We start from the raw sequence: 21,375 nt of genomic DNA on the forward strand, positions 1-21,375 counted from the left end.
CCGCGAAGAAGAACCGGGCCAGAACCGAGGCGACGGCGGAGACGGACCGTGCGGTCATGGGCGATACGGCGGAGCGCCAGTACGGCCAAGCCATGGATATCCTTGTCCAGTTCAACAAAAAGATGGAGGCAGGGGCCGGTGCGCCAGAGCCTGTCGCCGCCGTCGTGGAGCGAGCGCTCACCGCGAGCCGACCCCGGCCGCGCTACCTCGTCGGCACCGACGCACGCACGACTGTCGCGCTGAAGCGACTTCTGCCGACCCGAACCGTAGACGCCCTTCCGACCAGGACCATGGGCCTGCCACGGCGCTCGTCGGACGGACGCTGAACCGCTTCTCGCCGACCGACGACGGGTCAGTCGGTGCTGGTCGCCGCCAGGCGGTGGCGCTCATCGATCCGAACAGGTCGGGCGCTCGGGCCGAGGCTGTCCCGGGTCGGGCGTGCGGGTGACGAGCATCCGGTCGGGCGACGCGGGTGCACCGGACGGAACCGCTGACGACCGTGCCCGAACCCGCCGCCGCGCCACTCCACCCAGGCGGGACGTCCAGAATGGCGTCGGGGTCGGCGAAGCCGGCGCCCTGAAGGAACACGACCAGGCCGTGGTCGCTGTGGGTGGTGCCGGGTCTCGCCCCTCCCGGTGCCGCTCCGGCCGCCCGAGAGGGCAGAACCGGGGTCACGACGATCGGCGCGCTGGTCTTGCTCCCCGGCGGCGGGAAAACGACCGTTTATCTTCCTGGGCACGGGGTAACCGCAGCCCGAACCACCTTGTCCGGGCGCGGACGCCTCCGGGCAGCCGCGCGGATGGCACGGCAGCATTTCGAGACCCGGCTGCCGAGACACATATCCGCCCGACTGGGGCGCTGCCATGGTCATGTGCCGCGCGCCCGTACGTCCCACACCACCAAGGGGCCTGGCGGTGCTATGTCTCTTTCGCCAGGCCTCAGGTCAACGCGAAAGGTACACGTGACCAGGCTGACGACAGAACACCCATGCAGGTACGGCGTCGGCGGGAGGACCGGGCGAACCACAGCTGAGCCCGGCACTGTCGGAACGGACCGTGAGGGCCTGCGGAAGGCGCGAAAGGCGCCGGTGATGTTCGAGGTCCCCCGCCGTGCGGATGAGGAACACCCGCCAGGCGCCCAGGTGTCACGGAGACCGCACGGTCCCGACGGATGGGAGAAGCCCTGCGGCGATGAGCTCGCCGATGGTGCGCAGTACCTGCTGGGACTGACCGGTCCGAGCAGCGGAACACCGGTGATGAGGGCCGGTGTCGGCATCGCGGACACCGGTGCGACGAAGGCGGAGAGCCGTGATTAGACTCCCCATAGGGGCCGGCGTCAACAGTGCCGTCAACTTTCTGGAAGATCGACTGCCCTGGCTCTTCGACTTCCTGCACTCCGTCGGCCAAGGCATGTACGACGGCGTGTACTTCGTCCTCTCGGGCCCCGACGCGCTGATGATGGCGGCGATCCTCGCGCTGATTGCCTGGTGGCTGCGGGGCACGGTGGCGGCTGTCCTCACTTTCGCGGCCTTTTTCCTGGTCGACTCGATCGAGTTGTGGGAACAGACGATGCAGACGCTGTCGCTTCTCATCGTGGCGGTCACGATCACCATGGTGATAGCTGTCCCCCTCGGCGTCTGGGCGGCCCGTAACAAATCGGTGAGTGCGGCCCTCCGGCCGATTCTCGACTTCATGCAGACGATGCCGGCCTTTGTCTACCTGGTTCCCGGTATCACCTTCTTCGGGGTGGGCGTGGTGCCCGGCATCGTCGCCACGGTCATCTTCGCGATGCCGCCGGGCGTACGGATGACCGAACTCGGTATCCGGCAGGTGGACGAGGAACTGGTGGAGGCCGCGTCAGCGTTCGGAGCCACCCCGCGCTCCATTCTGCTGCGCGTACAGCTGCCACTGGCCCTGCCGACCATCATGGCCGGCATCAACCAGATCATCATGCTCGCCCTGTCCATGGTGGTCATCGCGGGCATGGTCGGCGCCGACGGTCTGGGTACCGTCGTCTTCCAGGCCATCAGCTCGGTGGACATCGGCCTCGGCTTCGAGGCGGGCCTCGCGGTGGTCATCGTCGCCATGTATCTCGACCGCATGACCGGTGCGCTCAATCAGCGCATCTCGCCCCTCGGTCGCCGTGCGTTGGCGAAGGCGGCCTCTCTCAGGTCGGGCAATGCCCTGCGGTGGAGGCCCAGCACGACATTCGCGGGCATCGGTGTGCTGGTCCTCGCGCTCCTCGCGGGCGGCCTGCAGTTCGTCTCGGGCTCGGATGACGGCCACCCGGGGGTGAAGGAGAAGGACCTGGGGAAGGAGGCCGGCGCGGCTCCCGACATCGGCTTCTTCCCGTGGGACGAGGACGTCGCCATGACGTACCTGTGGAAGAACATCCTGGAACGGCGCGGCTACAAGCCCAGCATCCACCAGTACGACGTCGGGTCGATGTTCACCGCGATGGCCGGCGGCCAGGTCGATGTGGAGTTCGATGCCTGGCTTCCGAACGCTCAGAAGCAGTATTGGGACAAGTACAAGGACGACCTGGTCGACATCGGCCCGTGGTACGACAAGACCACGTTGGAAGTGACGGTGCCCAGCTACGTCAAGGGAATCCACTCGATGGCGGATCTCAAGGGAAGGTCGAAGGAGTTCGGCGGCAGGATCATCGGCATCGAGCCCGGGACCGGCCAGATGAACATGCTGAAGAACAAGGTGCTTCCCGGGTACGGGCTCGACAAGGAGTACAAGGTCACCGACGGCAGCTCCCCCAGCATGATCCTGGAGCTTCAGAGGTCGTTGCGGAAGCATGAACCGGTGGCGGTCGTACTGTGGTCGCCGCACTGGGCTTACAGCAAGTACAAGTTGACCAAGCTCAAGGATCCGAAGAAGCTGTGGGGCGATGTGAACCAGATCCGCTCGCTCGGCCACAAGTCGTTCCCGCAGAAGTTTCCCGAGTTCTACGGCTGGCTCAAGAAGATGCATATGTCGGACGGGCAACTCGCGGACCTGGAGGCAACCATCCAGGACGAGGGCACCGGCCACGAGGAAAAAGCCGTGGAGAAGTGGATCGCCAAGAATCCGGGCATAGTCGACAAGATGGCCCCGCTCTCCTCCTGACCCGGAGCCTGCGGTAACGAACCGGGGCGCATACCACCGGGCCGTTACATCCCCGGAGGTGGTCAGCCGCCCCCGGAGGGGGCGGGCGCCGTGCCGCGCCCGCCCCCGGCAGCCACCGTCCGCTCAGAACGGGCGGTCTCCCGCGATGGCGACCCGCTCGGCGACCCGCCGGTGCGAGGCGTAGTCGTTCACGGCGTAGTGCTGGGTCGCCCGGTTGTCCCAGAAGGCCATGTCGCCCGGCTGCCAGCGGAAACGCACCTGGTACTCGGGTACGTGCGCCTGCTGGAACAGGAATCGCAACAGACGGTCACTCTCCGCGCTGTCGACGCCGACGATCCGGGTCGTAAATGAGGTGTTGACGAACAGCATGCGCCGTCCCGACTCCGGGTGCGTGCGCACGACCGGGTGCTCGACCGGCGGGAACGCTTCCTGGTGGGGGGCGAGCTGCTCGGGCGGGTAGAAGCGTGCGAAGCCGGGGATGAAGTCGTGGACGGCGCTCGCCCCGTCGATACGGTCCTTCACCTCTTGCGGCAGGTTGTCGTACGCGGCAGCCATGTCGGCCCACATGGTGTCTCCCCCCAGCGGAGGCACCTCTCGCAGTTGCAGGACGGCACCGAGAGCCGGGCGTTCACGGAAGGTGACATCCGTGTGCCATACGTTCTCGAACGTTTTCGGTGCGCCCGCCGCCTTGTCGAAGCGCACGACGTCTTCGCTGTCTCCCCTGGCCAGCAACGGGTTGACCTCCAGCTCGCCCCAGTTGCGTGCGAAATCGCGCTGAGCGGCCGACGTGAGGTTCTGGCCCCGGAAGAAGAGCACCTTCCACTCCAACAGGGCACGGTTCAACTCTTCGCGCAGTGCGGGCTCCAGCGGCTGCGAGAGGTCCGGTCCGTGGATCTCGGCGCCGATCGTGCGGGCCTGCGGGACGACGTCGAAGAGGGTGTACGGGCGCGCCGTCGCGTCGGCCGGCAGCCGTTCCAGGACGCGGTGTCCCTCGTACAGGCCGTCCTGCGGGATGCGTGCCTCACGCAGGACAGGTGGGGTGGCGGCGGGCCGGTCGGTGGTCGTGGCGGCGCCGGGCGCAGCGGTCACTTGGGAGGTGGCGGTGGAGGTCATACGGCTCCTTCTTGCAGGAGGGCGAACCGCCATGGGCTCCGGTGAGCGGGTCCCGGGCATCCGGAAAGACGGGGCCCGCGACAACGGCCGAGGGCTTCTGGCGGTGCGGTGAGGGCAGCGAGCGATGAGGTGAGTCATGCACATCCGCGCCGGGTGCCAGCCGGGCAGGTGCGGGACAAGGTGGGGTCGTCCACTGATCGTGAGAGGCCGGAGAGAGACAACACCGACGTTGAGGTCTCGGCCTCATTCTGGGAAGCAGCCGAGTGGTTGACGATCGCTCAGCGCGAGTGGACGCCGTCCCGGGCGGGCGGCGAGCCGATACGGCCGCGGCGGCGCAAACAGGTGGTGGACCGCGGAGCGCACTCGCCGCAAGGCTCCGTCATCCGCAGGGCGACGGTGGTCAGCGAGTACAGGATCATGTACGCATTGTGGGTGGCCCCCGTCAATGCGGTCAAGCCCGCCCGAGCACGACCCGCTTCGGGACATCGCAGTCGGTCACCATCCCGACTCCGGCGTCGTCGCCACCAGTTCCAGGCGACCTGCCGCAAGCACATGGATGCCGGTGTCTGTGGCCATCGCTGTGGTCCTCTCTCCGGCCCGGCTGCCCGGTCTCCCGTGTACGCGGAGTCCGGACGGAGCACGCTTGTTCGAAACTGATCGCCGCCCCCGCTGGAACGGCGGGGGCGGCGAGGCGACTTGGGGGCTCTGCGTCAGTTGGCCGGGACGCAGTCGTTCCCCTTCACCCACAAGCCGCCCTCGGCCCAGCCGTTCTCACAGCGGTACGACTCACCCGAGGCGGCGTCGGTGAGAGTGAAGCCGGAGAGCGGTCCCCACTGCCTGGCGGTGCATTCCCGCCCGAACACGCCGGGCAGGTCCGCGTCCACTTCCTGACAGGTGATCGTTTCGCCCGCCCGCATCGCCGTGGTGTGCGATGCGGCCGCCGCCCCGGCCGCCGGGGCGGCGGCGAGGAAGAGGGCGGCGGCCGCGGTGACCAGGGTTCGCAGGCCGGTCCGGCGCAGGCGCTGGGTGGTGGTCATGCGACTCACTCCTTCATGGTTGCCGGGATTGTCCCGGGGACCGGTGTGGTCCTTGCGGCGAAAGTCCCCCGCGTACGGCGTCCCGAATGCGGTACTGAGCGCGGGAACGATCCGCCGGGGCCCAGGACGCCCGCAACGGCGGAGCGCAGTCCGACCGCGCCCACCACCAGGCTCTGCGCCCCTCCAGCGGCGGGCGAGGCGGCGGGCATGCGGCGAGGCCCGCACCGGAAGAAAGCGGTGCGGGCCACACGGCCTCATCGACCACGTTCTGCGCCGGCCGGCACCCCGCTGAGAGCTTGTCCGACCCGGTCAGTACTTCTCGGCTTCCAGGCCGTCCTTCCCGTGCACGAGGGCCACCTGGTTCTCTCCGGTGGGCCGGGCCAGGACGAGCACGGCCTCGGGGTCCATGTGCTCTCCCGGTAGAAGTCGTACGCGTCGAAGCCCGGGTGACGGCCCGCACATTGCTCCGGGCGGCGGCCTGGAAAGCCCGCGTGTCCTTGCAGTTGAACTTCAGGCGGTCGCCGAGGCGTTTGAGGTGGGCCGTGATGTCGACCCCGAGCCTGCGGTCACCGCGGTGGCCGCCGTGTCCGCCGTCACCGCCGTGGCCGCTTTGTTTCCATGAGGAGGCGTGGCCCGCCCATCCCGAACTCACCGGGCCGGCCCGCTCCCTCACCTGGCCGCCGCCGTGCGGGTGTGGTGCGCCCGCACGGCGGAGTGGTCAGACGGTCTTGACGAAGGCGCCGGCGCCTTCGAGCGCGGCTACCTCTTCTGCGGATGCGGTGGTGTCGGTGACGAGGGTGTGCAGGAGCGTGGCGGGGCCGACGTAGGCATAGGCGGTGCGGCCGAGTTTGCCGCCGTCCGTGGCGACGATGGTGCGGCGGGCGGAGGCGATGCTCGCCTTTTTCACCGCGGCGTCGTCGAGGTCGTACGCGGTCAGGCCGTCGGCCGCACTCAGTCCGCAGCAGCCTATGACGGCGGTGTCGAAGCGCAGGGCTGCCAGGGAGGCGAGGGTGAGGGGGCCGGTGAGGGCTCCCTCGGCGGCGCGGGGCTGCCCCCCGGGCACCACCAGCGTGGCAGGTCCGGGTGTCTCGCCGAGCAGGTGGACGGCCTGGAGGGACAGGGGCATCACGGTGACGGGCCGCTCGCGCAGGAGGCGGGCGACCTCCAGGCAGGTGGTGCCGCTGTCCAGCAGGATGCTCTCGCCGTCGGCGATGCGTGCGGAGATCTCGGTCGCGATCCGGCGTTTGGCGTCGATCGCCTCGTAGGCGCGCAGCGCGAAGGGCGGTTCCTCGCCGCGGAGCAGCAGAGTGCGCGCCCCGCCGCGGACGCGTTCGAGGACGCCCTGGGCGGCCAGGGTGTCGAGGTCGCGCCGGATGGTCATCTCCGAGGCGCCAGTCAGCTCGGCGAGCTCTTGGACTGTGGCGCCGCCCGAGTCCCTGACGGCCTTGGCGATCAGCCCGTGCCGGTCTGCGTTGCTCATACCGCGATTGAACACCACCGGTTAACGAACATCAAGAATGTTCAAAACTGCCACTTTCAAACAGCAATTATGTTCGTTATGGTGAGTGGCATGGAACGTTCACTGCGAACCGCCCGTGTGGCGACCTATGTCTACTTCGTCCTGTGCGGCACCTTGATGGGCACCTGGGTGGTGCACATTCCTGCCATCGAGGAGCGCGTGGGCATCAGCCACGCGACGCTGGGCGGCCTGCTGGTGCTGCTCGGGCTCGGGGCCTTCACCGGGATGCAAGTCGCCGGTCGTCTGACCGACCGCCTCGGCGCACGTGTCGTGATCCCCGCAGGCGGCGTGCTGTGCGGCGCGGCCCTGGTGCTGCCCGGCCTTGCCCGGGATCCGTGGACGCTGGCAGCCGCCCTGCTGGTCTTCGGCTTCTGCAACGGCTGCCTGGACGTGAGCATGAACGCCCACGCCGTGCACGTGGAGAAGGCGTACGGCCGCCCCGTCATGTCGGGCTTCCACGCCACCTTCTCGGTCGGCGGCGTCCTGGCCGCGCTCGTCGGAGCGGGTGCGGCGAGCGCCGGCCTGAACCCGGCCACGGGCATGGCTGCCATGGGAGCCGCGGGCATCGTGATCGCCCTGGCGTCGGCACGCGCCCTGTTGCCGACCGCCCCCGCTGCCGCCGACACCGACTCAGCGGAGGAGACCGAAGCGTCACCGGTCGACACGCGCCACAGCATCGCGGGGCGCGTCCGGCTCCTCGCCGTCCTGGCGCTGATGGTCATGCTGTGCGAGGGCGCCGCCAACGACTGGAGCGCCCTGCACCTGAAGGACGTCCTCGGCGCGTCCGGCAGCACAGCCGCCTTCGCGTACGGCACCTTCGCGGCGGCCATGACCGCCGGGCGACTGCTCGCCGACCGCCTCGTCTCCCGGTTCGGCTCCATGGCGATCCTGCGCTACGGCGCCGCCACCGCCGCCGTCGGCATCACGTTCGTGGCCCTCGGCCCGTGGATGTGGACCGCGTTCGCCGGCTGGGCACTGTTCGGCCTGGGCCTGTCAGGGTGTGTCCCGCAGCTGTTCAGCGCGGCCGGGCACGCCGATCCCACCGCCGCCGGCGCCAACGTCTCTCGCGTCGCCGGACTCGGCTACGTTGGCATGCTCGCCGGCCCCGCCGTCATCGGCTGGCTGGCCCACCTCGTCGCCCTCAACCACACCTTCATCCTGCTGACCCTGCTGTGCGTGACCACCGCTGCGGCCGCCGGAGTCCTGCGCGCCGGATCCGACCGCACACACCGCAGCGAGATGGCACGCAGCAGCCACTGACCCACCTGCGCGGCACAGTCCCGAGCGGATACGCCTCTCCCCCTGACCAACCCCCGCCACGCGACTCCCGACCACCCCCGTCCCCATCCGCTGACACGCCCTTCCGGAACCAGGGAGCCCCCGCCATGTCCACCGACCGGCCCATCGTGCTGTTCGACCTCTTCGGCGTCATCGCACGCCATCAACGCCCCGGCGCCATGGGGGAGATGGCCGGACTGAGCGGCGCACCCACAGACGCCTTCACCACCGCCTACTGGACCTTCCGCCAGCCCTACGACGCCGGACAGTGGACCGCACCCCAGTACTGGACAACCGTCCTGGACTCGCTGTCACTCACCGCGGGCCCCGACACGATCGAGAAACTTCGCCTGGCCGACATCGCCGGCTGGTCACGCGTCGATGACCGCATGGTCGCCTACGCGCAATCCCTGCGAGAGCGCGCCGAGGTCGCCCTGCTGTCCAACATCCCCGCCGACCACGCCGATGCTTTCCTCACCGCCCAGCCCTGGGTCCGCCACCTCGACCACGTCACCTTCTCCGGAAAGATCAAAGCGGCCAAACCTGACCCGGCGGCATTCCGCCACTGCGTCGTCGCCATGCACGCCGCCCCCGCCGACTTCCTCTTCATCGACGACCGCGACGAGAACGTGCGCGCAGCGCAGGCCACCGGCATGAACGGACACGTCTTCACCGGGCGCGAGGAACTGGCCCGGGCTCTCGACACCTGGCTGCCGACACCTGGCTGCCGACACCCTGACCCCACACCGTCCAGCGGCGGCCAGGGCCGAGACACGCGCCACGAGCCCGGCGGCTCAAAGTCCTGGCCGAAGTCCGGCCGTCATCCCGGCTACTCCTCCTGGTCGCCGAGGGGATGAGCCGTGCGGAGGCGAACCGGAAAGCGCCCAGGGTCTTCGTTCCGCGTGGTGCGGATGTGCAGCGGATCTTCCTCGCGGTCCGGGACGAGCCGTGCGGTCCGTTGCGGGAAGGCGGGGACCGAGCGCGGCCGGGCCGATACCGAGTAGCGGCCGAGAGGGTACGCAGTGCCAGCGGAGGTCTCAGTCGCTATGGGCGACAGACGCAGGGTCGGCGTCGAGCGCATCGAGCACTGCGTCGCCGTTCGCCCTGGCCCACTCGGTCAGCATGTGGATCGGCTCGATCAGCGTGGCCCCGAGCGAGGTGAGCTCGTACTCGACGCGGGGCGGCGCCTCGGCGTAGGCGTGGCGGCGGATGAGTCCGTGCGCCTCGAGCCGTCGGAGCGTCTGGGTGAGCATCTTGCGGGAGATGCCGCCGATCAGCTCGATCAGCTCGCCGTGGCGCACCGGGCCCTTGCTGAGGCCGTAGAGCACGACCACCGTCCACTTGTCGGCGATCACCTCGACCGCCAGCCGCGCCGGACAGTCGGCGAGAAAGGGATCGCCGGGACAGAAACCGCTCATGCGCCAAAGGTACCTGCGCCGAAGGTACCTGCTGGTTCCTGTCAGATTCATAGCCTGGGTTCTCTCCCCCAAGAGCCAGGAGAGTCATGCGAGTCATCACCCAGCAGACGTTCGGCGGTCCCGAGGTGCTCACCATCGTGGACGCGCCCGAGCCCCAACCCCTCCCGACCGAGGTTCTCGTCCGCGTCAAGGCGATCGGGCTGAACCCGCTGGAGGCGCTCCTGCGCGCCGGCGAGTTCCCCCCGCTGCTCGGCCAGCCGCCGTTCATCCTCGGCTGGGACATCAGCGGCGTGGTCGAGGAGGGGCCGCTGACGTACAGGTTCAGGCCCGGCGACGAGGTGTTCGGGATGCCACTGTTCCCGCGGGCGGGGAGCGCTTACGCCGAGGTCGTGGCGGCGCCGGCGTTGCACCTGGCACGCAAGCCTGCGTCGCTCTCGCACGTCGAGGCGGCGGCCCTGCCGGTCGTCGGGCTGACGGCGTGGCAGGGGCTCGTCGACCTCGCCGGCGTGACCGAGGGCGACCGCGTCCTGGTCCACGGCGGTGGTGGCGGGGTCGGCCACGTCGCCATCCAGATCGCGAAAGCACTCGGTGCGCACGTGATCGCGACCGCCAGCGGGGGCAAGCGGAAGTTCGTCGAGGAGTTCGGCGCGGACGAGGTGATCGACTACACGGCGGCCGACTTCACCGAGGCGGTCCGCGACATCGACGTCGTGCTCGACACGATCGGCGGCGACACCGTCGAGCGGTCGCTCGAAGTACTCCGCCCAGGCGGTCACCTGGTGACGGCGGTCGCCGAGGGGGATTCGGCCCTTGCCGCCAAGTACGCGGCGGCCGGCATGCGCTTCAGCGGCATCGCGGTCGACCCTGATCCGGTCGCCCTGCGAGGGCTCGTCGAACTCGTCGAACAGGGCAGGCTCCGGATCCACGTGCAGGAGACGTTCCCGTTCGAGCGCGTCGCCGTCGCGCACCGGGTGCTCGACAGCGGTCACCTCCAGGGCAAGCTCGTCCTCACCGTCTGATCCCGTCGTGGGCCTCACCTGCTTCCGTTCTGGTGGTCGTCGCAACACCCCAGCTCAAGGGGTGCGATGGACTTCGAGAACCGGTCCGAGCGAGGGAACTACGGCCGCAGGCCTCAGGCCCGTGAGCGGGAGGAATACCTTCGCCTCGTGGATCTCGGGAAGCAACACGGAAGCCTGCCGGATCGTCGGCATCAACCGCCGCACTGGCACGCGGAGGACGTACTGCTCGACGGCCCGGAAGTTCTTCAAGAGCGTTGATCATCCCCTCGGCTTCGTTACGGAGCTGTGGACCACCTGATTGAAGTCAGCCCCAACCCGGTCTCGTGGCAGGTGGACTGGGAGGCCGGCTGCACCGTCAGTCGCGGCAACGGCGGGAGGGCAGGGGCTGTGGATCAAGGCATAGCGACGCTGTGGGCTTCATCGCTGGCGGTGCTGGGCACTCTCGGTGGCACCCTGGGCGGTGCCCGGGTGCAGCGGAAGGCAGCAGTGCTGCAGGTGCGCGAGGAAGCCGGGGCGCAGGCCCGTGCGCGGCTGTGAGGGGAACGACGTGCGATGTATGCGCGGGTACTGGACCGGTGCGACGACTCGCACGCGGCCTTCGCGCAGGTGTGGGAACTGCGCCAGGAAGAGGCGGGCGAGGTATCCCTGGCCGCGGGACCCGGTCCCGTCCGCGATGCCGAGCAGGATCTGCGGCGGACACTCACAGAGCTGCGGCGAGCCGTGGCGCATTGGCTGCCCCTCGGCCCGCTGGCGGTGGCGTTCGTACGACGGCTGCCAGAAGCCGCGAGCAGGATTACGCCCTTCGGCTCGTGCAGTGAGGACCAGTCGCAGTTCGTGACCCAGGTCCGCTTCACCGCTTTGCCGAAGCGTCGGTGGCTGTGGCTGTGGCTGTGGCTCGCGAACGGGATGAGGTGGTGGTGGCAAGGTCGCGGTTGACACGGATCTCGTCGTGATGGTCGGCGGCCCAGCCGATCAGCTGCATGACGATCTCGTGCAGGCCGCGGCCGAGCGGGGCGAGGCCGTACTCCACGCGCGGCGGCACCTCGGCGTAGGCGGTCCGCGTGATCAAACCGTCCTCCTTGAGCTGGCGCAGGGTGTGGGTGAGCATGCGCTGGGAGATGCCGGGGATCTGGCGCTGCAGGTCGGTGTAGCGCAGTGGGCCGTCCTCCAGGACGGCGACGATCAGCATGCTCCACTTGTCGCCGACCCGGTCCAGGACCTGCCGGATGAAGGCCATGTGGTCGGCGGGAATGCTCGCGCACGGACCGATCGCCGCCGCCATGTCCGTACCTGCGCTGTCCTGCATGGCGCCCATTCCTCTCCGTCGCGCACACCGATGTGCCTTTTGTAACGCCTTCCATACTGGCGCATCATGGCGTTACGAACAAATGAGAGGAATTGGAGGTCGGGCCGTGAAAGTCGAAGTCTGGGCCGAGATCACCTGCCCCTGGCGGACTCGGCAGCCACCGCGTGGACCGCTCCGTGGAACGCTTCGCGCACAGCGACCAGGTCGAGGTGGTCCACCGCTCCTTCCCGCTGGGCGGCAGCTTCCCCGCCGACCGCACGGTCAGCGTCCGCGAGGCCCTGCTGAGCCAGTACGGCATCGGCGGAGCCCAGGCCGAGGCGACGACCCGGCAGATCGAGGCGCTGGCCGCCTCCGAGAGCCTGAGCCCCTACCGGGTCCTGGACAACGCCGTCGGCAACACCGGGCCGGCCCACGAGTTCCTGGCCCACGCCTCCGCGCAGGGCGAGAACCGCGAAGCCTGGGAGACGGTCTTCCGTACCTACTTCGGCAGGGCCGAGCCCGTCTTCGCCCTGAACGACCTGCTCAAGCTCTCTGACGAGCTGGGCCTGGACCGTGACCAGACACGCCAGGTCCTCACCGAGCGCCGCTACCGCACCCAGGTGCGCACCGCCTGGCACGAAAACCACCCGGTCACCCTCACCGCTGCGGGCGCCACCCAGAGCTGTGGCCCCGACGGCTGCGCCGTCCCGGCCCGCCCCTGACTCCTCACTCAATCCCCCCACTCACTCATCTCGTTCTCTTCGAAAGGCGCAACCGCCATGTCATACCTGCTCCACATCGACTCCTCCTCGCTCGGCGAGGCCTCCGTCTCCCGTCAGGTCGCCCAGTCCTTCCGCGACCAGTGGCAGGGCCCCGTCGTCCACCGCGACCTCGCCGCCTCCCCGGTACCCCACCTGACGGCAGCGGGCGTCACCGCCCGCATCACCGACCCCGACCAGCACACCCCCGAGCAGGCCAAGGCCGCAGCTCTCCAGGACGAGCTGATCGAGGAGTTCCTCGGCGCCGGCGCGTATCTGTTCACGGTGCCGATGTACAACCTGTCGATGCCGTCGGTGTTCAAGGCATGGCTGGACCAGATCATCATCAGCGAACGCACCATGAGCCTCACCGGCACTCCCCCCGCCGCGGGCCGCCCCGCCCTGGTGATCTCGGCCCGGGGCGGCGGCTACGGGCCCGGCACCCCCAGGGAGGGCCTCGACCACGTGGTGCCCACGCTGGAAGCCGTGCTGGGCCGTGCCGTGCTCGGACTGGACGTCACCACCGTGATACCCGAGCTGACCATGGCCCCGGTCGCTCCGGCCCTGGCCCCTCTCCTCCCCTTGCACGAGGCGTCCATGACGGCCGCCCACGACAAGGCCCGCACCCTCGCCACGACCTTCGGCACACCGCGTGCCGCCTGACATATCGGCTGGTTGACGCACCATCCCCTGTGGGCTGTGCAGCGCACACACCGCTCCACGCCCGCAGGCCGCCTTTCAAGCTGTACGGAGCGCCGGCCCTCCGCAGTGCGACACGACCTGCGGGGGGGGGCACGGCGTTCGCAACGACCAACCCGCGTCTGCTGCCGATGCTGATCCTCATCGCGGCGCCGCGCGGCTGGGGGCCATGCGAGTCGCGCGGGAGCGCTACGTGTCGGTGATGAACTGGATCGAGCATGTGCGTGCCGGTCGCCTCACCGGCAATCCGCTCACCGAGCGCACCGGCGGCCCAGGAGGTGCGGATCCACGCCGTCGGCGAGCCGGCCCCGGTCCGGATCAGTCCCTGTCGACATTCTCCCGCAGCACCTTCCCGCTGTTGACGTCGACATCGAACGTGGTCTTGTTCCAGTCCACGTGCGTCACGACGTCGACCTTCCAGACCAGCGCACCCTTCTCGTCGTCCAGCTCGGCGGTGCTCACCGTGCCCTTCCTGCGACCCGTGGCGGTGGCGGCGGCCTGATACATCGTCACCTTCGTCTTGCGCAGCCGGGCGGCCAACTTGGCCTTGTCGTCGCTGTCTTCGCCGGTGTCGGTCCGCGGCTGCCCCGCCTTGCCGGTGGTGACATCCACCGGGACCTTGCTGCTGGCGCCGTCACTCGCGGCGACCTCCGTCTTCCACACCGGCTTTCCGTCCGCGCCCCGTTCGAGCTCGACGGACACCGGCTTGGAGCCGGGCACCGCCTTGACGGCGGCCTTGACGGCTTTCTCGTAGCCCACCGCGGCCGCCGGGATCAGTGCCTTGCGCTCGGCCTGGTCCTCGGTCAGATTCCCCGAGGGGCTGGCCGAGCCACTGGGTGACCCGCCGGGGGACGCCTGTGACGCCGCGGTGCCGCGCGACGGGGCCTGACCGCCGGAACCGGCGCACCCGCACATCAGGAGTGCGCCCGCCACCGTGACCGCCGAGAAGGAACCCACACACCTGATCCACGCCATGAGTGACCCCTTTGCAAGAAAAGCCCGTTTTGGTGGTGCAACAAGGGACTCTAAACGCGTGGTCCACGCGGGTACCGGAGCGACGCGGGCAGCCCGGCCCGTACGGAGCGGCCGGTGCGGGGGCTGTTCCGGCGGGCTCGGCGCCCGGCGGGGCCGAACGTGACCCGGCCCCGCCGGAATCCGGCTGTGTGCGCGCTGCCGGTGTCAGGCGGAAGACCCGTTCGGGTGGAGCACGACCTTGGTCCAGCCGTCCTCCCGCGCGTCGAACTTCTCGTACGCGGTGGGCGCCTCGGCGAGGTCGAGTTCGTGGGAGACCAGGAAGCTCGGCTCGGCCTTCCCTCCCGCGATGAGGTCGCGCAGGGCGCGGTTGTAGCGCTTGACGGGTGCCTGGCCGGTCCCCATCCGCTGGCCCTTGAACCACATCAGGCCGTAGTCGAGAGCGACCTTGCCCTGGCCTTCGAGTTCGCCCTGGGCCTCGACGCCGCCGGGATCCTCGGGCAGGAATATGCCGACCACTCCCAGCGATCCGGTGAACCGCACGGCGTCGATGAGGCCGTTGAGCGTGAGGGCCGCGTCCTCCTTGCCCTGGGGGTCGTGGGCCTGGTAGCCGACGCATTCGCAGCCGTTGTCGGCGCCCAGTCCGAGTGTCGCTTCCTTGACGACCTCGGCCGGGTCCTCCCGGCGTGTGTCGATCGGAATCGCCCCGATCTCCTCGGCGATACGCAGCCGGTCGGGCTGGTGGTCGGCGACCCACACACGTCCCGCGCCCTTGAGGAGCGCCGAGTAGGCGGCCATCAGGCCGACCGGACCGGCACCGTAGACGAGGGTCTGGTCCCCCGGCTTGACGTCAGCCATCTCGGTGGCGTGGTAGCCCGTGGGGAAGATGTCGGACAGCATCACGTAGTCCACCTGCCGTTCGGCCGCGTCCTCACCCAGCCGCAGGGCGTTGAAGTCGCCGTACGGGACGCGCAGCAGCTCGGCCTGGCCGCCCTGGTAGGTGCCCATCTCCGCGAACCCGTACGCGGCCCCCGCCAGGGCGGGTTCCGGCTGCATGGTCAGGCAGTAGCTCGTCAGCCCCTTCTCGCACTGCTTGCAGAATCCGCAGGCGATGTTGAACGGGAGGACGACGTACTCACCGACCTTGACCTTGCTGACACCGGGCCCCACCTCCACGACCTGCCCCAGGTTCTCGTGCCCGAGCGTGCGCCCGGTCTCGAACGAGGTCCGCCCCTCGTACATGTGGAGGTCGGAACCGCAGATGTTGGTGCTGGTGATCTTCACGATGATGTCGCAGGGGTGCTCGATCCTCGCGTCCGGCACGTCCTTCACTGTGACCGTCCGCGGTCCTTCGTACACTGCTGCCCGCATGTCGAGACCGCCGCCCTCTCTTCTGCTCACGTGCCGGCGCAGAAGCCGCGACCTGCTGAAGTCCACTCGCGGCGCGTCCCTGCGCCGGTCTGTCGGCAAAGGCACGGCCCAGGGCGCTTCGGGGCTGCCGCACGGGCCGTCCCTCGCGCACCGGATGGGATCCTCCCGGGGGAGACCGCCGAACCGCGCGCCTCCTCAACCGTCCCACCGCAGGTCGCCCTGTCAAATGCTCGGCACCCGCGGTGAGCGGCGCGGATCCGGCAGGGCGACCTGAGGGCCACGCCGGTGGGCCCGTTGTACGTGCGGCAGGACAGAACGGGCATCAAGATCATGGGGCGCGGGCGACTCGGCCTCCGGTCCCCCCTCTCCACCGTGCCCGAAAGGAAGAATTCTGTGGCTTCACAGCCCGTGAGCGATGCGGAGTCCGGCCAGGGCGACCCGTCCGGAGCCCCGGACCCGCGGCGCTGGACGGCGCTCGGGGTGTGCCTGATCGCCGGCTTCATGACCCTCCTGGACGTGTCCATCGTCAACGTCGCGCTGCCCTCGATCCGCGAGGGACTGCACACCCCGGAATCCGATCTGCAATGGGTGCTGTCCGGGTACGCGCTCGCCTTCGGTCTGTTCCTCGTCCCGGCAGGACGACTGGGCGACGCGCGGGGCCGCCGCGCGGTGTTCATGGTGGGCCTCGCACTCTTCACGCTCGCGTCGGCGGCCTGTGGTGCGGCCCAGTCAAGTACGTGGCTGGTGATCGCACGGCTGGTGCAGGGCATGGCGGGCGGCCTGATCTCTCCGCAGATCTCCGCACTGATCCAGCAGATGTTCTCCGGCGACGAGCGCGGCAGGGCCTTCGGGATGTTCGGCACCGTGGTGGGCATCTCGACAGCCGTGGGGCCGCTGTTGGGCGGCCTGCTGATCCAGGCGGCCGGTCCGGAGGAGGGCTGGCGGTGGGTCTTCTACGTCAACCTCCCGCTGGGCGCCGTCTGCCTGCCGCTGGCCCGGCGGCTGCTGCCCGACACCCCGACGGCCGGTCATGTGCGACCGCGCGACCTCGACCCCCTCGGGGTGTTCCTGCTCGGCGCCGGTGTGCTGGCGCTGCTGCTGCCCTTCGTCCAGGCCCAGCAGTGGCACAGCTGGCAGAAGTGGCTGCTGCTCCCGCTCGCGCTGCTGCTGCTCGGCGGTCTCACCTGGTGGGAGTACCGCTGCTCCGGGCACGGCATCCAGCCCGTGCTGAACATGGCGCTCTTCCGGGTGCGTTCGTACTGGCTGGGATGTCTGTTGATCCTGCTGTATTTCGCCGGGTTCACCTCCATCTTCTTCATCAGCACGCTCTATCTGCAGAGCGGGCTGCACTACAGCGCGCTGCTCGCCGGGCTGGCCATCACCCCCTTCGCGCTCGGCTCCGGAGCCACGGCCGCCCTGGGAGGCCGGCTGGTGAGCCGTTTCGGCCGGCCCCTCATCGCCACCGGGCTGACCATGGTGGCGATCGGACTGGGCGGCACAGCCCTGGCAGTGCACATGGTGCCGGGCCGCGGGGCCGGGTGGGCGATGGCAGCGCCGCTGCTGCTGGCCGGGCTGGGGAGCGGCCTGGTCATCGCCCCCAATCAGACCTTGACGCTGTCGGAGGTTCCGGTGGCGATGGCGGGCAGCGCAGGAGGCACACTCCAGACCGGACAGCGGGTGGGCTCGGCGATCGGCATCGCCGCCGTGGGTTCCGTCTTCTTCGCCCAGGTGACAGAAGGCTGGCCGACCGCTTACGACCACGGCCTGATCGTTTCGGTCGCGTTCGTGGCCGCCGCGCTGATCGCCGCGGTGGCCGACATCGGCGCGAACCGCATCAAGCACGAGTGAAGGAGGGCTGCCGGACTTACGGGGCGGCGGCGCCTGCCTGTTCCGGGAGGTCCACGGCGAGGGCTCGCGGCCCCCGGCCGCGCGCCGGGAAGCCGAGCCCGGCCAGGGCCCACCAGCCCGTCCGTTCGGGTCGGTTGCGGCTCGAAGTTCCGGTGACGCGCACATAGGGTGATCCTCGTGCCGGATGCCACGCCCCGCCCTGAGCCGTTCACTCCGCAGGCCTCCCCCGCTGCGCTGGAGGATCTCCGTGCGCGGCTGCGCGCGACGCGCTGGCCCGATTCTCCGGAGGACGCCGGGTGGTCGCTCGGGACCGACCTCACGTACCTCCGAGAGCTCGTGACCTACTGGGCCGACGGGTTCGACTGGCCGGCCCAGGAGGCGGCGCTCGCCCGGCTGCCCCGCTTCCGCGTCCCGCTCGGCGGACTCGGAATCCACTTCGTACACGCCCGGGCCGCCGCACCGGCCGGGTCCGTCCTTCCGCTGGTCCTCTGCCACGGCTGGCCGGACTCGTTCTGGCGGTACGCGAAAGTCATCCCGCTCCTGACCGACCCCGGCGCCCACGGGGCCGACCCCGCCGACGCGTTCGACGTCGTCGTACCCGACATGCCGGGTTACGGATACTCCGACCGCCCCACCGGCCCGCCCCTCGCTTCCCCCGCCGTCGCGGGCCTGTGGGCCGGCCTCATGGACACCCTCGGCTACCGGCGGTTCGGCGCGGCGGGCGGGGACATCGGCAGCCACGTGAGCCGCTACCTCGCGCTCGACCACCCCGACCGGATGGTGGCCGTTCACCGCACCGACGCGGGCGTGCCCGTCTTCACCGGCGACCCGGCGGACCTCGCTCCCGAGGAACGAGCCTGGCTCGACGGCGCCGCGGCCTGGGGCGCGACCGAGGGCGGCTACGCCGCCATGCACCGGACGAAGCCCCAGACCGCCGCCGTCGGGCTCACCGACTCGCCGGCCGGGCTCGCCGCGTGGATCGTCGAGAAGCTCCGGGCCTGGAGTGACTGCGACGGCGACATCGAGCGGAGCTTCACCAAGGACGAGATCCTGACGAACGTCACGCTCTACTGGCTCACCGGGACCATCGGCTCGTCGATGCGCATGTACCGGGCGAACGCCGCGATCCCGCCCGCGCAGCACGCCCGCCGGGTCGAGGCTCCGGCCGGCTTCTCGCTCTTCCCCGGCGACATCGTCCGCCCGCCGCGAGCGTGGCTCGATCGCACGGCGAACACCGTACGCGTGACGGAACCCCCGCGTGGCGGACACTTCGCGCCCTTCGAGGAGCCCGAGCTCTACGCGGAGGAACTGCGGGCGTTCTTCCGCCCCTACCGGTCAGCGATGTGAGGGCCCGTCACCTGTGTGCCCGGACGGTCGGCCGCAGGCGCATGCTCACCCGGAGGCATCCGTGACCACACCCTGCTGGGACGATCTGCCGACCGCCCTGCGTGCGCTCCTCCTGGGCCGGTTCACACCCACGGGACCACCGGAGCCCGTCGACGGCGGGTTCACGCCCGGCGTCCGGGTGCGCCTTCCGTCTCCGTACGGCGGCGGGGTGTTCGTCAAGGCGATCAGGGCCGACAACGCGCAGGCTCCCATGTACCGGAACGAGGCCACTGCGAACGCGGTGCTTCCCCCGGGAGTCGGGCCACGGATGCTGATGTCCGTGGAGAGCCACGGCTGGGTGACGCTCGTCTTCGAGTACGTCAACGGCCGCCACCCCGAACTCTCCCCCGGCTCACCCGATGTGGACGCCGTGATGAGCGCGCTCGGCGGACTCCACGAGCGGCTGACCCCCTGCCCGCTGGCCACCGCACCGGACATCACCGACGCGGTCACCGGATTCGCCCACGCACTCACCGATTACTGGACCGGCCGCGCGCAGCAGGGCGGCCCCGCGCTCCGCGCCTACCGCGCCCGCGCGGCGAAGGCCGGAAGGGCGTGGACAGGACACCGTACGGGCTGACTGATCGGCAGGCCGTCCCGGAGCGCCCGCGATCCGGCGTCACAGCGGGCGCAGGCCTGCCGCCCGCCGGACAACAGCTCGCGGACACACGGCAGTTCGGGACGATCGCCACCGGACGGGATCGCCCCCGGACGAGACCGTCACTCGGACGGATAGATGTCCCCGGCCGCCATGCTGCTCTCCTGCTCGCTCTGCCGGTCCAGCCTGCTCGCCTTCTCGTTGAGCCGGCGCCGCTCCTCGGGGTCGGCGCTCCGCTCGGCCGCCTGCTTCAGGTCCTGTGCCTTGGCGCGCATCTGCTGTACCCGGCTGCCACTCTCGCCCGAACCGCTCATCACAGCTCCTGGTGTGTTCTGGAAGGGGTCCCCTCAGCGAACCAGGTACCGCTGCGCCCCGCATCCCAGGTGGTCACGCACCGTACGGGAGGGGCGCGGTCTCCCACGCTCCGTGCGGCCCGGCGTGCGCGGCCGGGCGAAACCCGGCATCGTGGTGGGTACGGGGTTCCCGTCGGCGTGCCGGTGCACGTACGGGGGCGTACTCGGAAAGGCGCAGCTCAACCGGGAAGTGTGAGCCGACCATGAACACATCTGAATTTCCGGAAAGCTACGAGCTCGTGTTCAGCACGCCCGGCGATGGGAGTGACACCGTCCTCGTGCGGCGCACCACGATGAAGGGCGCGGGCGGCTCCCCGGTCTACGCCGACGGAACGGGCATCGTGCGCGCGGAGATCAGCCAGGGCGGCGAGGTGCGCATGCTGGCATCAGGAGGCCACCAGGCGCACGTGGCTCCGCTGGAGGTCCACCCGCACAGAGCCTGAGACCGGCGGTGCCCGTGCTCTCGGTGCACCGGCGGGGCACCCGTGAACCATCGGCAAGGAGCAGCAGATGCAAGAGGACAAGCACCCTTCGTACGGGCCGGTCGTCTTCCGCGACCGCTCCGCCGGATTCGCGTTTCTCACCAGGTCCACGGCGGAGAGCGACCAGACCATCGCCTGGGACGACGGGCAGACGTACCCGGTGGTCGATGTGGAGATCTCCGCGGAGAGCCACCCGTTCTACACGGGGAAGGCGCGGGTGGTCGACTCGGAGGGCCAGGTCGCCAAATTCGAGAAGCGGTACGGGGACGGCGACGGGAAGCAGGGATAACCGCCCGACCGAATGCGGAAGCCGGACGGGCGTGCCGGCCATCCTGCGAACCGTACGCCTGCGGGAGGACCGAGCAGTCGGCCAACTGCCTCCGGCTGTCGGTGCGTACGGCGTGCGGCGTGCGGCCGCCCGGCCCCCGGTTGCTCCAGCGCCCGGACGGCGCGGCCGTGTTATGCCCCGGCGCCCGGCACCGCGTCGGCATCGGCTTCGGCCTTCGCCTTCGCGGCCTGTGCCCTGCTCCGCTTGCTGACCACCGCGGCGCTCGCCAGCGCGCTACCGGCGAAGGCCAGGGCGAGCATCCACGGCCGGTCGAGGCGGCTGCCGGTGGCGTGGTCGAGGGAGTAGCGTCCGGCGCCCGCGACACCGATGGCCGCCGCGGTGAAGCCGAGGAAGGCCGGGTACTCGTAGCCGCCCGACTGAGCGAAGAAGCCGGCGGGCGCGTGGACGGCGACCGCTCCCGCCATGGTGCCCGCGACGGCGGCGCCTGCCACGGGGGTGCCGAGGCCCAGCGCCAGCATCGCTCCGCCGCCCGCCTCGCCGAGGCCCGCCGCGACCGCGTTCCGGTGCCCCGGCAGGAATCCCATGTGCTCCATCCCCGCCGCGGTGCCCGCGAGCCCGCCGCCGCCGAACCAGCCGAACAGCTTCTGCGAACCGTGAGCGACGAGCACCGCCCCGGTACCGGCCCGCAGGGCGAGCAGTCCGAGGTCACGTCGGTTGATGCAGGTCATCGGAGTCTCCAGATCTGTGGCAGCGGATCAGCGGCGACGGCCGCCCGCCGGGCAGCGTGAGCCGAACCGGCGGCGGACGTACGTACCCACTCTCCTCGCCCCGCCC

Annotated in this window: 24 protein-coding genes and 1 pseudogene; 15 read left to right on the forward strand and 10 right to left on the reverse strand. The window is 70.1% G+C overall.

Annotation, left to right across the window (positions count from 1 at the left end; genetic code table 11):
* The first annotated feature begins 56 nt into the window (after nt 1–56).
* From OG285_RS02465 to OG285_RS02475, 3 genes are all read left to right on the forward strand, one after another.
* Nucleotides 57–326 carry a hypothetical protein gene (locus OG285_RS02465; protein WP_371790018.1) on the forward strand — a complete coding sequence of 90 codons (270 nt, stop codon included), beginning with the start codon at nt 57–59 and terminating at the stop codon, nt 324–326.
* A gap of 815 nt (nt 327–1,141) precedes the next feature.
* On the forward strand, nt 1,142–1,315 hold the full coding sequence (locus OG285_RS02470; RefSeq protein WP_356831519.1) for a hypothetical protein: 174 nt from the start codon (nt 1,142–1,144) through the stop codon (nt 1,313–1,315).
* Complete coding sequence (locus tag OG285_RS02475) at nt 1,308–3,116, forward strand: ABC transporter permease/substrate binding protein (protein ID WP_371790019.1); 1,809 nt, start codon at nt 1,308–1,310, stop codon at nt 3,114–3,116. Before OG285_RS02470 ends, OG285_RS02475 begins: the two co-directional genes overlap by 8 nt.
* A 123-nt stretch (nt 3,117–3,239) precedes the next feature.
* Here OG285_RS02475 and OG285_RS02480 read toward each other — a convergent pair whose 3' ends face one another.
* The 4 genes from OG285_RS02480 to OG285_RS02495 form a co-directional block, all read right to left on the reverse strand.
* A complete protein-coding gene (locus OG285_RS02480) occupies nt 3,240–4,229 on the reverse strand; it encodes a TauD/TfdA dioxygenase family protein (RefSeq protein WP_371790020.1) in 990 nt (329 codons plus the stop codon).
* A 278-nt stretch (nt 4,230–4,507) separates the two neighbouring features.
* Complete coding sequence (locus tag OG285_RS02485) at nt 4,508–4,648, reverse strand: hypothetical protein (protein WP_371790021.1); 141 nt, start codon at nt 4,646–4,648, stop codon at nt 4,508–4,510.
* Nucleotides 4,649–4,939: 291 nt separating this feature from the next.
* Entirely contained in the window at nt 4,940–5,266 is a 327-nt protein-coding gene (locus OG285_RS02490; RefSeq protein ID WP_371790022.1) for a hypothetical protein, read from the reverse strand.
* Between the two features lie 718 nt (nt 5,267–5,984).
* Nucleotides 5,985–6,746, reverse strand: coding sequence for a DeoR/GlpR family DNA-binding transcription regulator (locus OG285_RS02495; protein WP_356831527.1), 762 nt, complete (start codon nt 6,744–6,746; stop codon nt 5,985–5,987).
* Nucleotides 6,747–6,836: 90 nt separating this feature from the next.
* Here OG285_RS02495 and OG285_RS02500 point away from each other — a divergent pair, with 90 nt between their 5' ends.
* Nucleotides 6,837–8,045: an MFS transporter gene (locus OG285_RS02500; RefSeq protein WP_371790023.1), complete on the forward strand. Its 1,209-nt coding sequence runs from the start codon at nt 6,837–6,839 to the stop codon at nt 8,043–8,045.
* 125 nt (nt 8,046–8,170) lie between these two features.
* Nucleotides 8,171–8,920 (forward strand): HAD family hydrolase, encoded by a 750-nt coding sequence (locus OG285_RS02505; protein WP_371790024.1) that lies wholly within the window; start codon nt 8,171–8,173, stop codon nt 8,918–8,920.
* A 180-nt stretch (nt 8,921–9,100) separates the two neighbouring features.
* Here the strand turns inward: OG285_RS02505 and OG285_RS02510 are convergent, their stop codons facing one another.
* Entirely contained in the window at nt 9,101–9,481 is a 381-nt protein-coding gene (locus OG285_RS02510; protein WP_356831532.1) for a helix-turn-helix domain-containing protein, read from the reverse strand.
* A gap of 86 nt (nt 9,482–9,567) precedes the next feature.
* On the opposite strand from OG285_RS02510, the gene OG285_RS02515 reads away from it, so the two are divergent.
* Both OG285_RS02515 and OG285_RS02520 read left to right on the forward strand, forming a co-directional pair.
* A complete protein-coding gene (locus OG285_RS02515) occupies nt 9,568–10,500 on the forward strand; it encodes an NADP-dependent oxidoreductase (RefSeq protein WP_371790025.1) in 933 nt (310 codons plus the stop codon).
* A gap of 285 nt (nt 10,501–10,785) precedes the next feature.
* Nucleotides 10,786–11,037 carry a hypothetical protein gene (locus tag OG285_RS02520; protein ID WP_371790026.1) on the forward strand — a complete coding sequence of 84 codons (252 nt, stop codon included), beginning with the start codon at nt 10,786–10,788 and terminating at the stop codon, nt 11,035–11,037.
* Nucleotides 11,038–11,350: 313 nt separating this feature from the next.
* On the opposite strand, the gene OG285_RS02525 is transcribed toward OG285_RS02520, so the two are convergent.
* On the reverse strand, nt 11,351–11,806 hold the full coding sequence (locus OG285_RS02525; protein ID WP_371790027.1) for a winged helix-turn-helix transcriptional regulator: 456 nt from the start codon (nt 11,804–11,806) through the stop codon (nt 11,351–11,353).
* 176 nt (nt 11,807–11,982) lie between these two features.
* Here OG285_RS02525 and OG285_RS02530 point away from each other — a divergent pair, with 176 nt between their 5' ends.
* From OG285_RS02530 to OG285_RS02540, 3 genes and pseudogenes are all read left to right on the forward strand, one after another.
* Complete coding sequence (locus OG285_RS02530) at nt 11,983–12,507, forward strand: DsbA family protein (protein WP_371790028.1); 525 nt, start codon at nt 11,983–11,985, stop codon at nt 12,505–12,507.
* A 57-nt stretch (nt 12,508–12,564) separates the two neighbouring features.
* On the forward strand, nt 12,565–13,206 hold the full coding sequence (locus OG285_RS02535; protein WP_356831538.1) for an NAD(P)H-dependent oxidoreductase: 642 nt from the start codon (nt 12,565–12,567) through the stop codon (nt 13,204–13,206).
* A gap of 149 nt (nt 13,207–13,355) precedes the next feature.
* Nucleotides 13,356–13,541: pseudogene (locus tag OG285_RS02540) on the forward strand (hypothetical protein); the annotation flags it as partial.
* A gap of 19 nt (nt 13,542–13,560) precedes the next feature.
* Here the strand turns inward: OG285_RS02540 and OG285_RS02545 are convergent.
* Together OG285_RS02545 and OG285_RS02550 are read right to left on the reverse strand one after the other, a co-directional pair.
* Nucleotides 13,561–14,217, reverse strand: coding sequence for a PepSY domain-containing protein (locus tag OG285_RS02545; protein WP_371790029.1), 657 nt, complete (start codon nt 14,215–14,217; stop codon nt 13,561–13,563).
* A 204-nt stretch (nt 14,218–14,421) separates the two neighbouring features.
* On the reverse strand, nt 14,422–15,585 hold the full coding sequence (locus OG285_RS02550) for a glutathione-independent formaldehyde dehydrogenase (RefSeq protein WP_371790030.1): 1,164 nt from the start codon (nt 15,583–15,585) through the stop codon (nt 14,422–14,424).
* Between the two features lie 393 nt (nt 15,586–15,978).
* Between OG285_RS02550 and OG285_RS02555 the strand changes: the two genes are divergently transcribed.
* From OG285_RS02555 to OG285_RS02565, 3 genes are all read left to right on the forward strand, one after another.
* Nucleotides 15,979–17,433, forward strand: a complete 1,455-nt coding sequence (locus OG285_RS02555; RefSeq protein WP_371790031.1) for an MFS transporter — start codon at nt 15,979–15,981, stop codon at nt 17,431–17,433.
* 177 nt (nt 17,434–17,610) lie between these two features.
* Complete coding sequence (locus OG285_RS02560) at nt 17,611–18,780, forward strand: epoxide hydrolase family protein (RefSeq protein WP_371790032.1); 1,170 nt, start codon at nt 17,611–17,613, stop codon at nt 18,778–18,780.
* Nucleotides 18,781–18,841: 61 nt separating this feature from the next.
* Nucleotides 18,842–19,399 carry a hypothetical protein gene (locus tag OG285_RS02565; RefSeq protein ID WP_371790033.1) on the forward strand — a complete coding sequence of 186 codons (558 nt, stop codon included), beginning with the start codon at nt 18,842–18,844 and terminating at the stop codon, nt 19,397–19,399.
* A gap of 140 nt (nt 19,400–19,539) precedes the next feature.
* Here the strand turns inward: OG285_RS02565 and OG285_RS02570 are convergent, their stop codons facing one another.
* Complete coding sequence (locus tag OG285_RS02570; protein ID WP_356831548.1) at nt 19,540–19,731, reverse strand: DUF6381 family protein; 192 nt, start codon at nt 19,729–19,731, stop codon at nt 19,540–19,542.
* A gap of 242 nt (nt 19,732–19,973) precedes the next feature.
* Here OG285_RS02570 and OG285_RS02575 point away from each other — a divergent pair, with 242 nt between their 5' ends.
* Both OG285_RS02575 and OG285_RS02580 read left to right on the forward strand, forming a co-directional pair.
* Nucleotides 19,974–20,213: a DUF6296 family protein gene (locus OG285_RS02575; RefSeq protein ID WP_356831550.1), complete on the forward strand. Its 240-nt coding sequence runs from the start codon at nt 19,974–19,976 to the stop codon at nt 20,211–20,213.
* Between the two features lie 67 nt (nt 20,214–20,280).
* Complete coding sequence (locus OG285_RS02580) at nt 20,281–20,541, forward strand: type B 50S ribosomal protein L31 (protein ID WP_356831552.1); 261 nt, start codon at nt 20,281–20,283, stop codon at nt 20,539–20,541.
* Between the two features lie 170 nt (nt 20,542–20,711).
* Here OG285_RS02580 and OG285_RS02585 read toward each other — a convergent pair whose 3' ends face one another.
* Nucleotides 20,712–21,269: a DoxX family protein gene (locus OG285_RS02585; RefSeq protein ID WP_356831554.1), complete on the reverse strand. Its 558-nt coding sequence runs from the start codon at nt 21,267–21,269 to the stop codon at nt 20,712–20,714.
* Nucleotides 21,270–21,375 lie beyond the last annotated feature (106 nt).

The sequence above is a fragment of the Streptomyces sp. NBC_01471 genome, from assembly GCF_041438865.1.
Taxonomy (GTDB): Bacteria; Actinomycetota; Actinomycetes; order Streptomycetales; family Streptomycetaceae; genus Streptomyces.

Excerpts from the sequence above, each read along its gene's own strand:
- OG285_RS02465 (WP_371790018.1), top strand. The coding sequence starts at position 57 with ATGGGCGATACGGCGGAGCGCCAGTACGGCCAAGCCATGGATATCCTT.
- OG285_RS02480 (WP_371790020.1), bottom strand. The coding sequence starts at position 4,229 with ATGACCTCCACCGCCACCTCCCAAGTGACCGCTGCGCCCGGCGCCGCC.
- OG285_RS02485 (WP_371790021.1), bottom strand. The coding sequence starts at position 4,648 with ATGATCCTGTACTCGCTGACCACCGTCGCCCTGCGGATGACGGAGCCT.
- OG285_RS02490 (WP_371790022.1), bottom strand. The coding sequence starts at position 5,266 with ATGACCACCACCCAGCGCCTGCGCCGGACCGGCCTGCGAACCCTGGTC.
- OG285_RS02495 (WP_356831527.1), bottom strand. The coding sequence starts at position 6,746 with ATGAGCAACGCAGACCGGCACGGGCTGATCGCCAAGGCCGTCAGGGAC.
- OG285_RS02500 (WP_371790023.1), top strand. The coding sequence starts at position 6,837 with ATGGAACGTTCACTGCGAACCGCCCGTGTGGCGACCTATGTCTACTTC.
- OG285_RS02505 (WP_371790024.1), top strand. The coding sequence starts at position 8,171 with ATGTCCACCGACCGGCCCATCGTGCTGTTCGACCTCTTCGGCGTCATC.
- OG285_RS02510 (WP_356831532.1), bottom strand. The coding sequence starts at position 9,481 with ATGAGCGGTTTCTGTCCCGGCGATCCCTTTCTCGCCGACTGTCCGGCG.
- OG285_RS02515 (WP_371790025.1), top strand. The coding sequence starts at position 9,568 with ATGCGAGTCATCACCCAGCAGACGTTCGGCGGTCCCGAGGTGCTCACC.
- OG285_RS02525 (WP_371790027.1), bottom strand. The coding sequence starts at position 11,806 with ATGCAGGACAGCGCAGGTACGGACATGGCGGCGGCGATCGGTCCGTGC.
- OG285_RS02535 (WP_356831538.1), top strand. The coding sequence starts at position 12,565 with ATGTCATACCTGCTCCACATCGACTCCTCCTCGCTCGGCGAGGCCTCC.
- OG285_RS02545 (WP_371790029.1), bottom strand. The coding sequence starts at position 14,217 with ATGGCGTGGATCAGGTGTGTGGGTTCCTTCTCGGCGGTCACGGTGGCG.
- OG285_RS02550 (WP_371790030.1), bottom strand. The coding sequence starts at position 15,585 with ATGCGGGCAGCAGTGTACGAAGGACCGCGGACGGTCACAGTGAAGGAC.
- OG285_RS02570 (WP_356831548.1), bottom strand. The coding sequence starts at position 19,731 with ATGAGCGGTTCGGGCGAGAGTGGCAGCCGGGTACAGCAGATGCGCGCC.
- OG285_RS02575 (WP_356831550.1), top strand. The coding sequence starts at position 19,974 with ATGAACACATCTGAATTTCCGGAAAGCTACGAGCTCGTGTTCAGCACG.
- OG285_RS02580 (WP_356831552.1), top strand. The coding sequence starts at position 20,281 with ATGCAAGAGGACAAGCACCCTTCGTACGGGCCGGTCGTCTTCCGCGAC.
- OG285_RS02585 (WP_356831554.1), bottom strand. The coding sequence starts at position 21,269 with ATGACCTGCATCAACCGACGTGACCTCGGACTGCTCGCCCTGCGGGCC.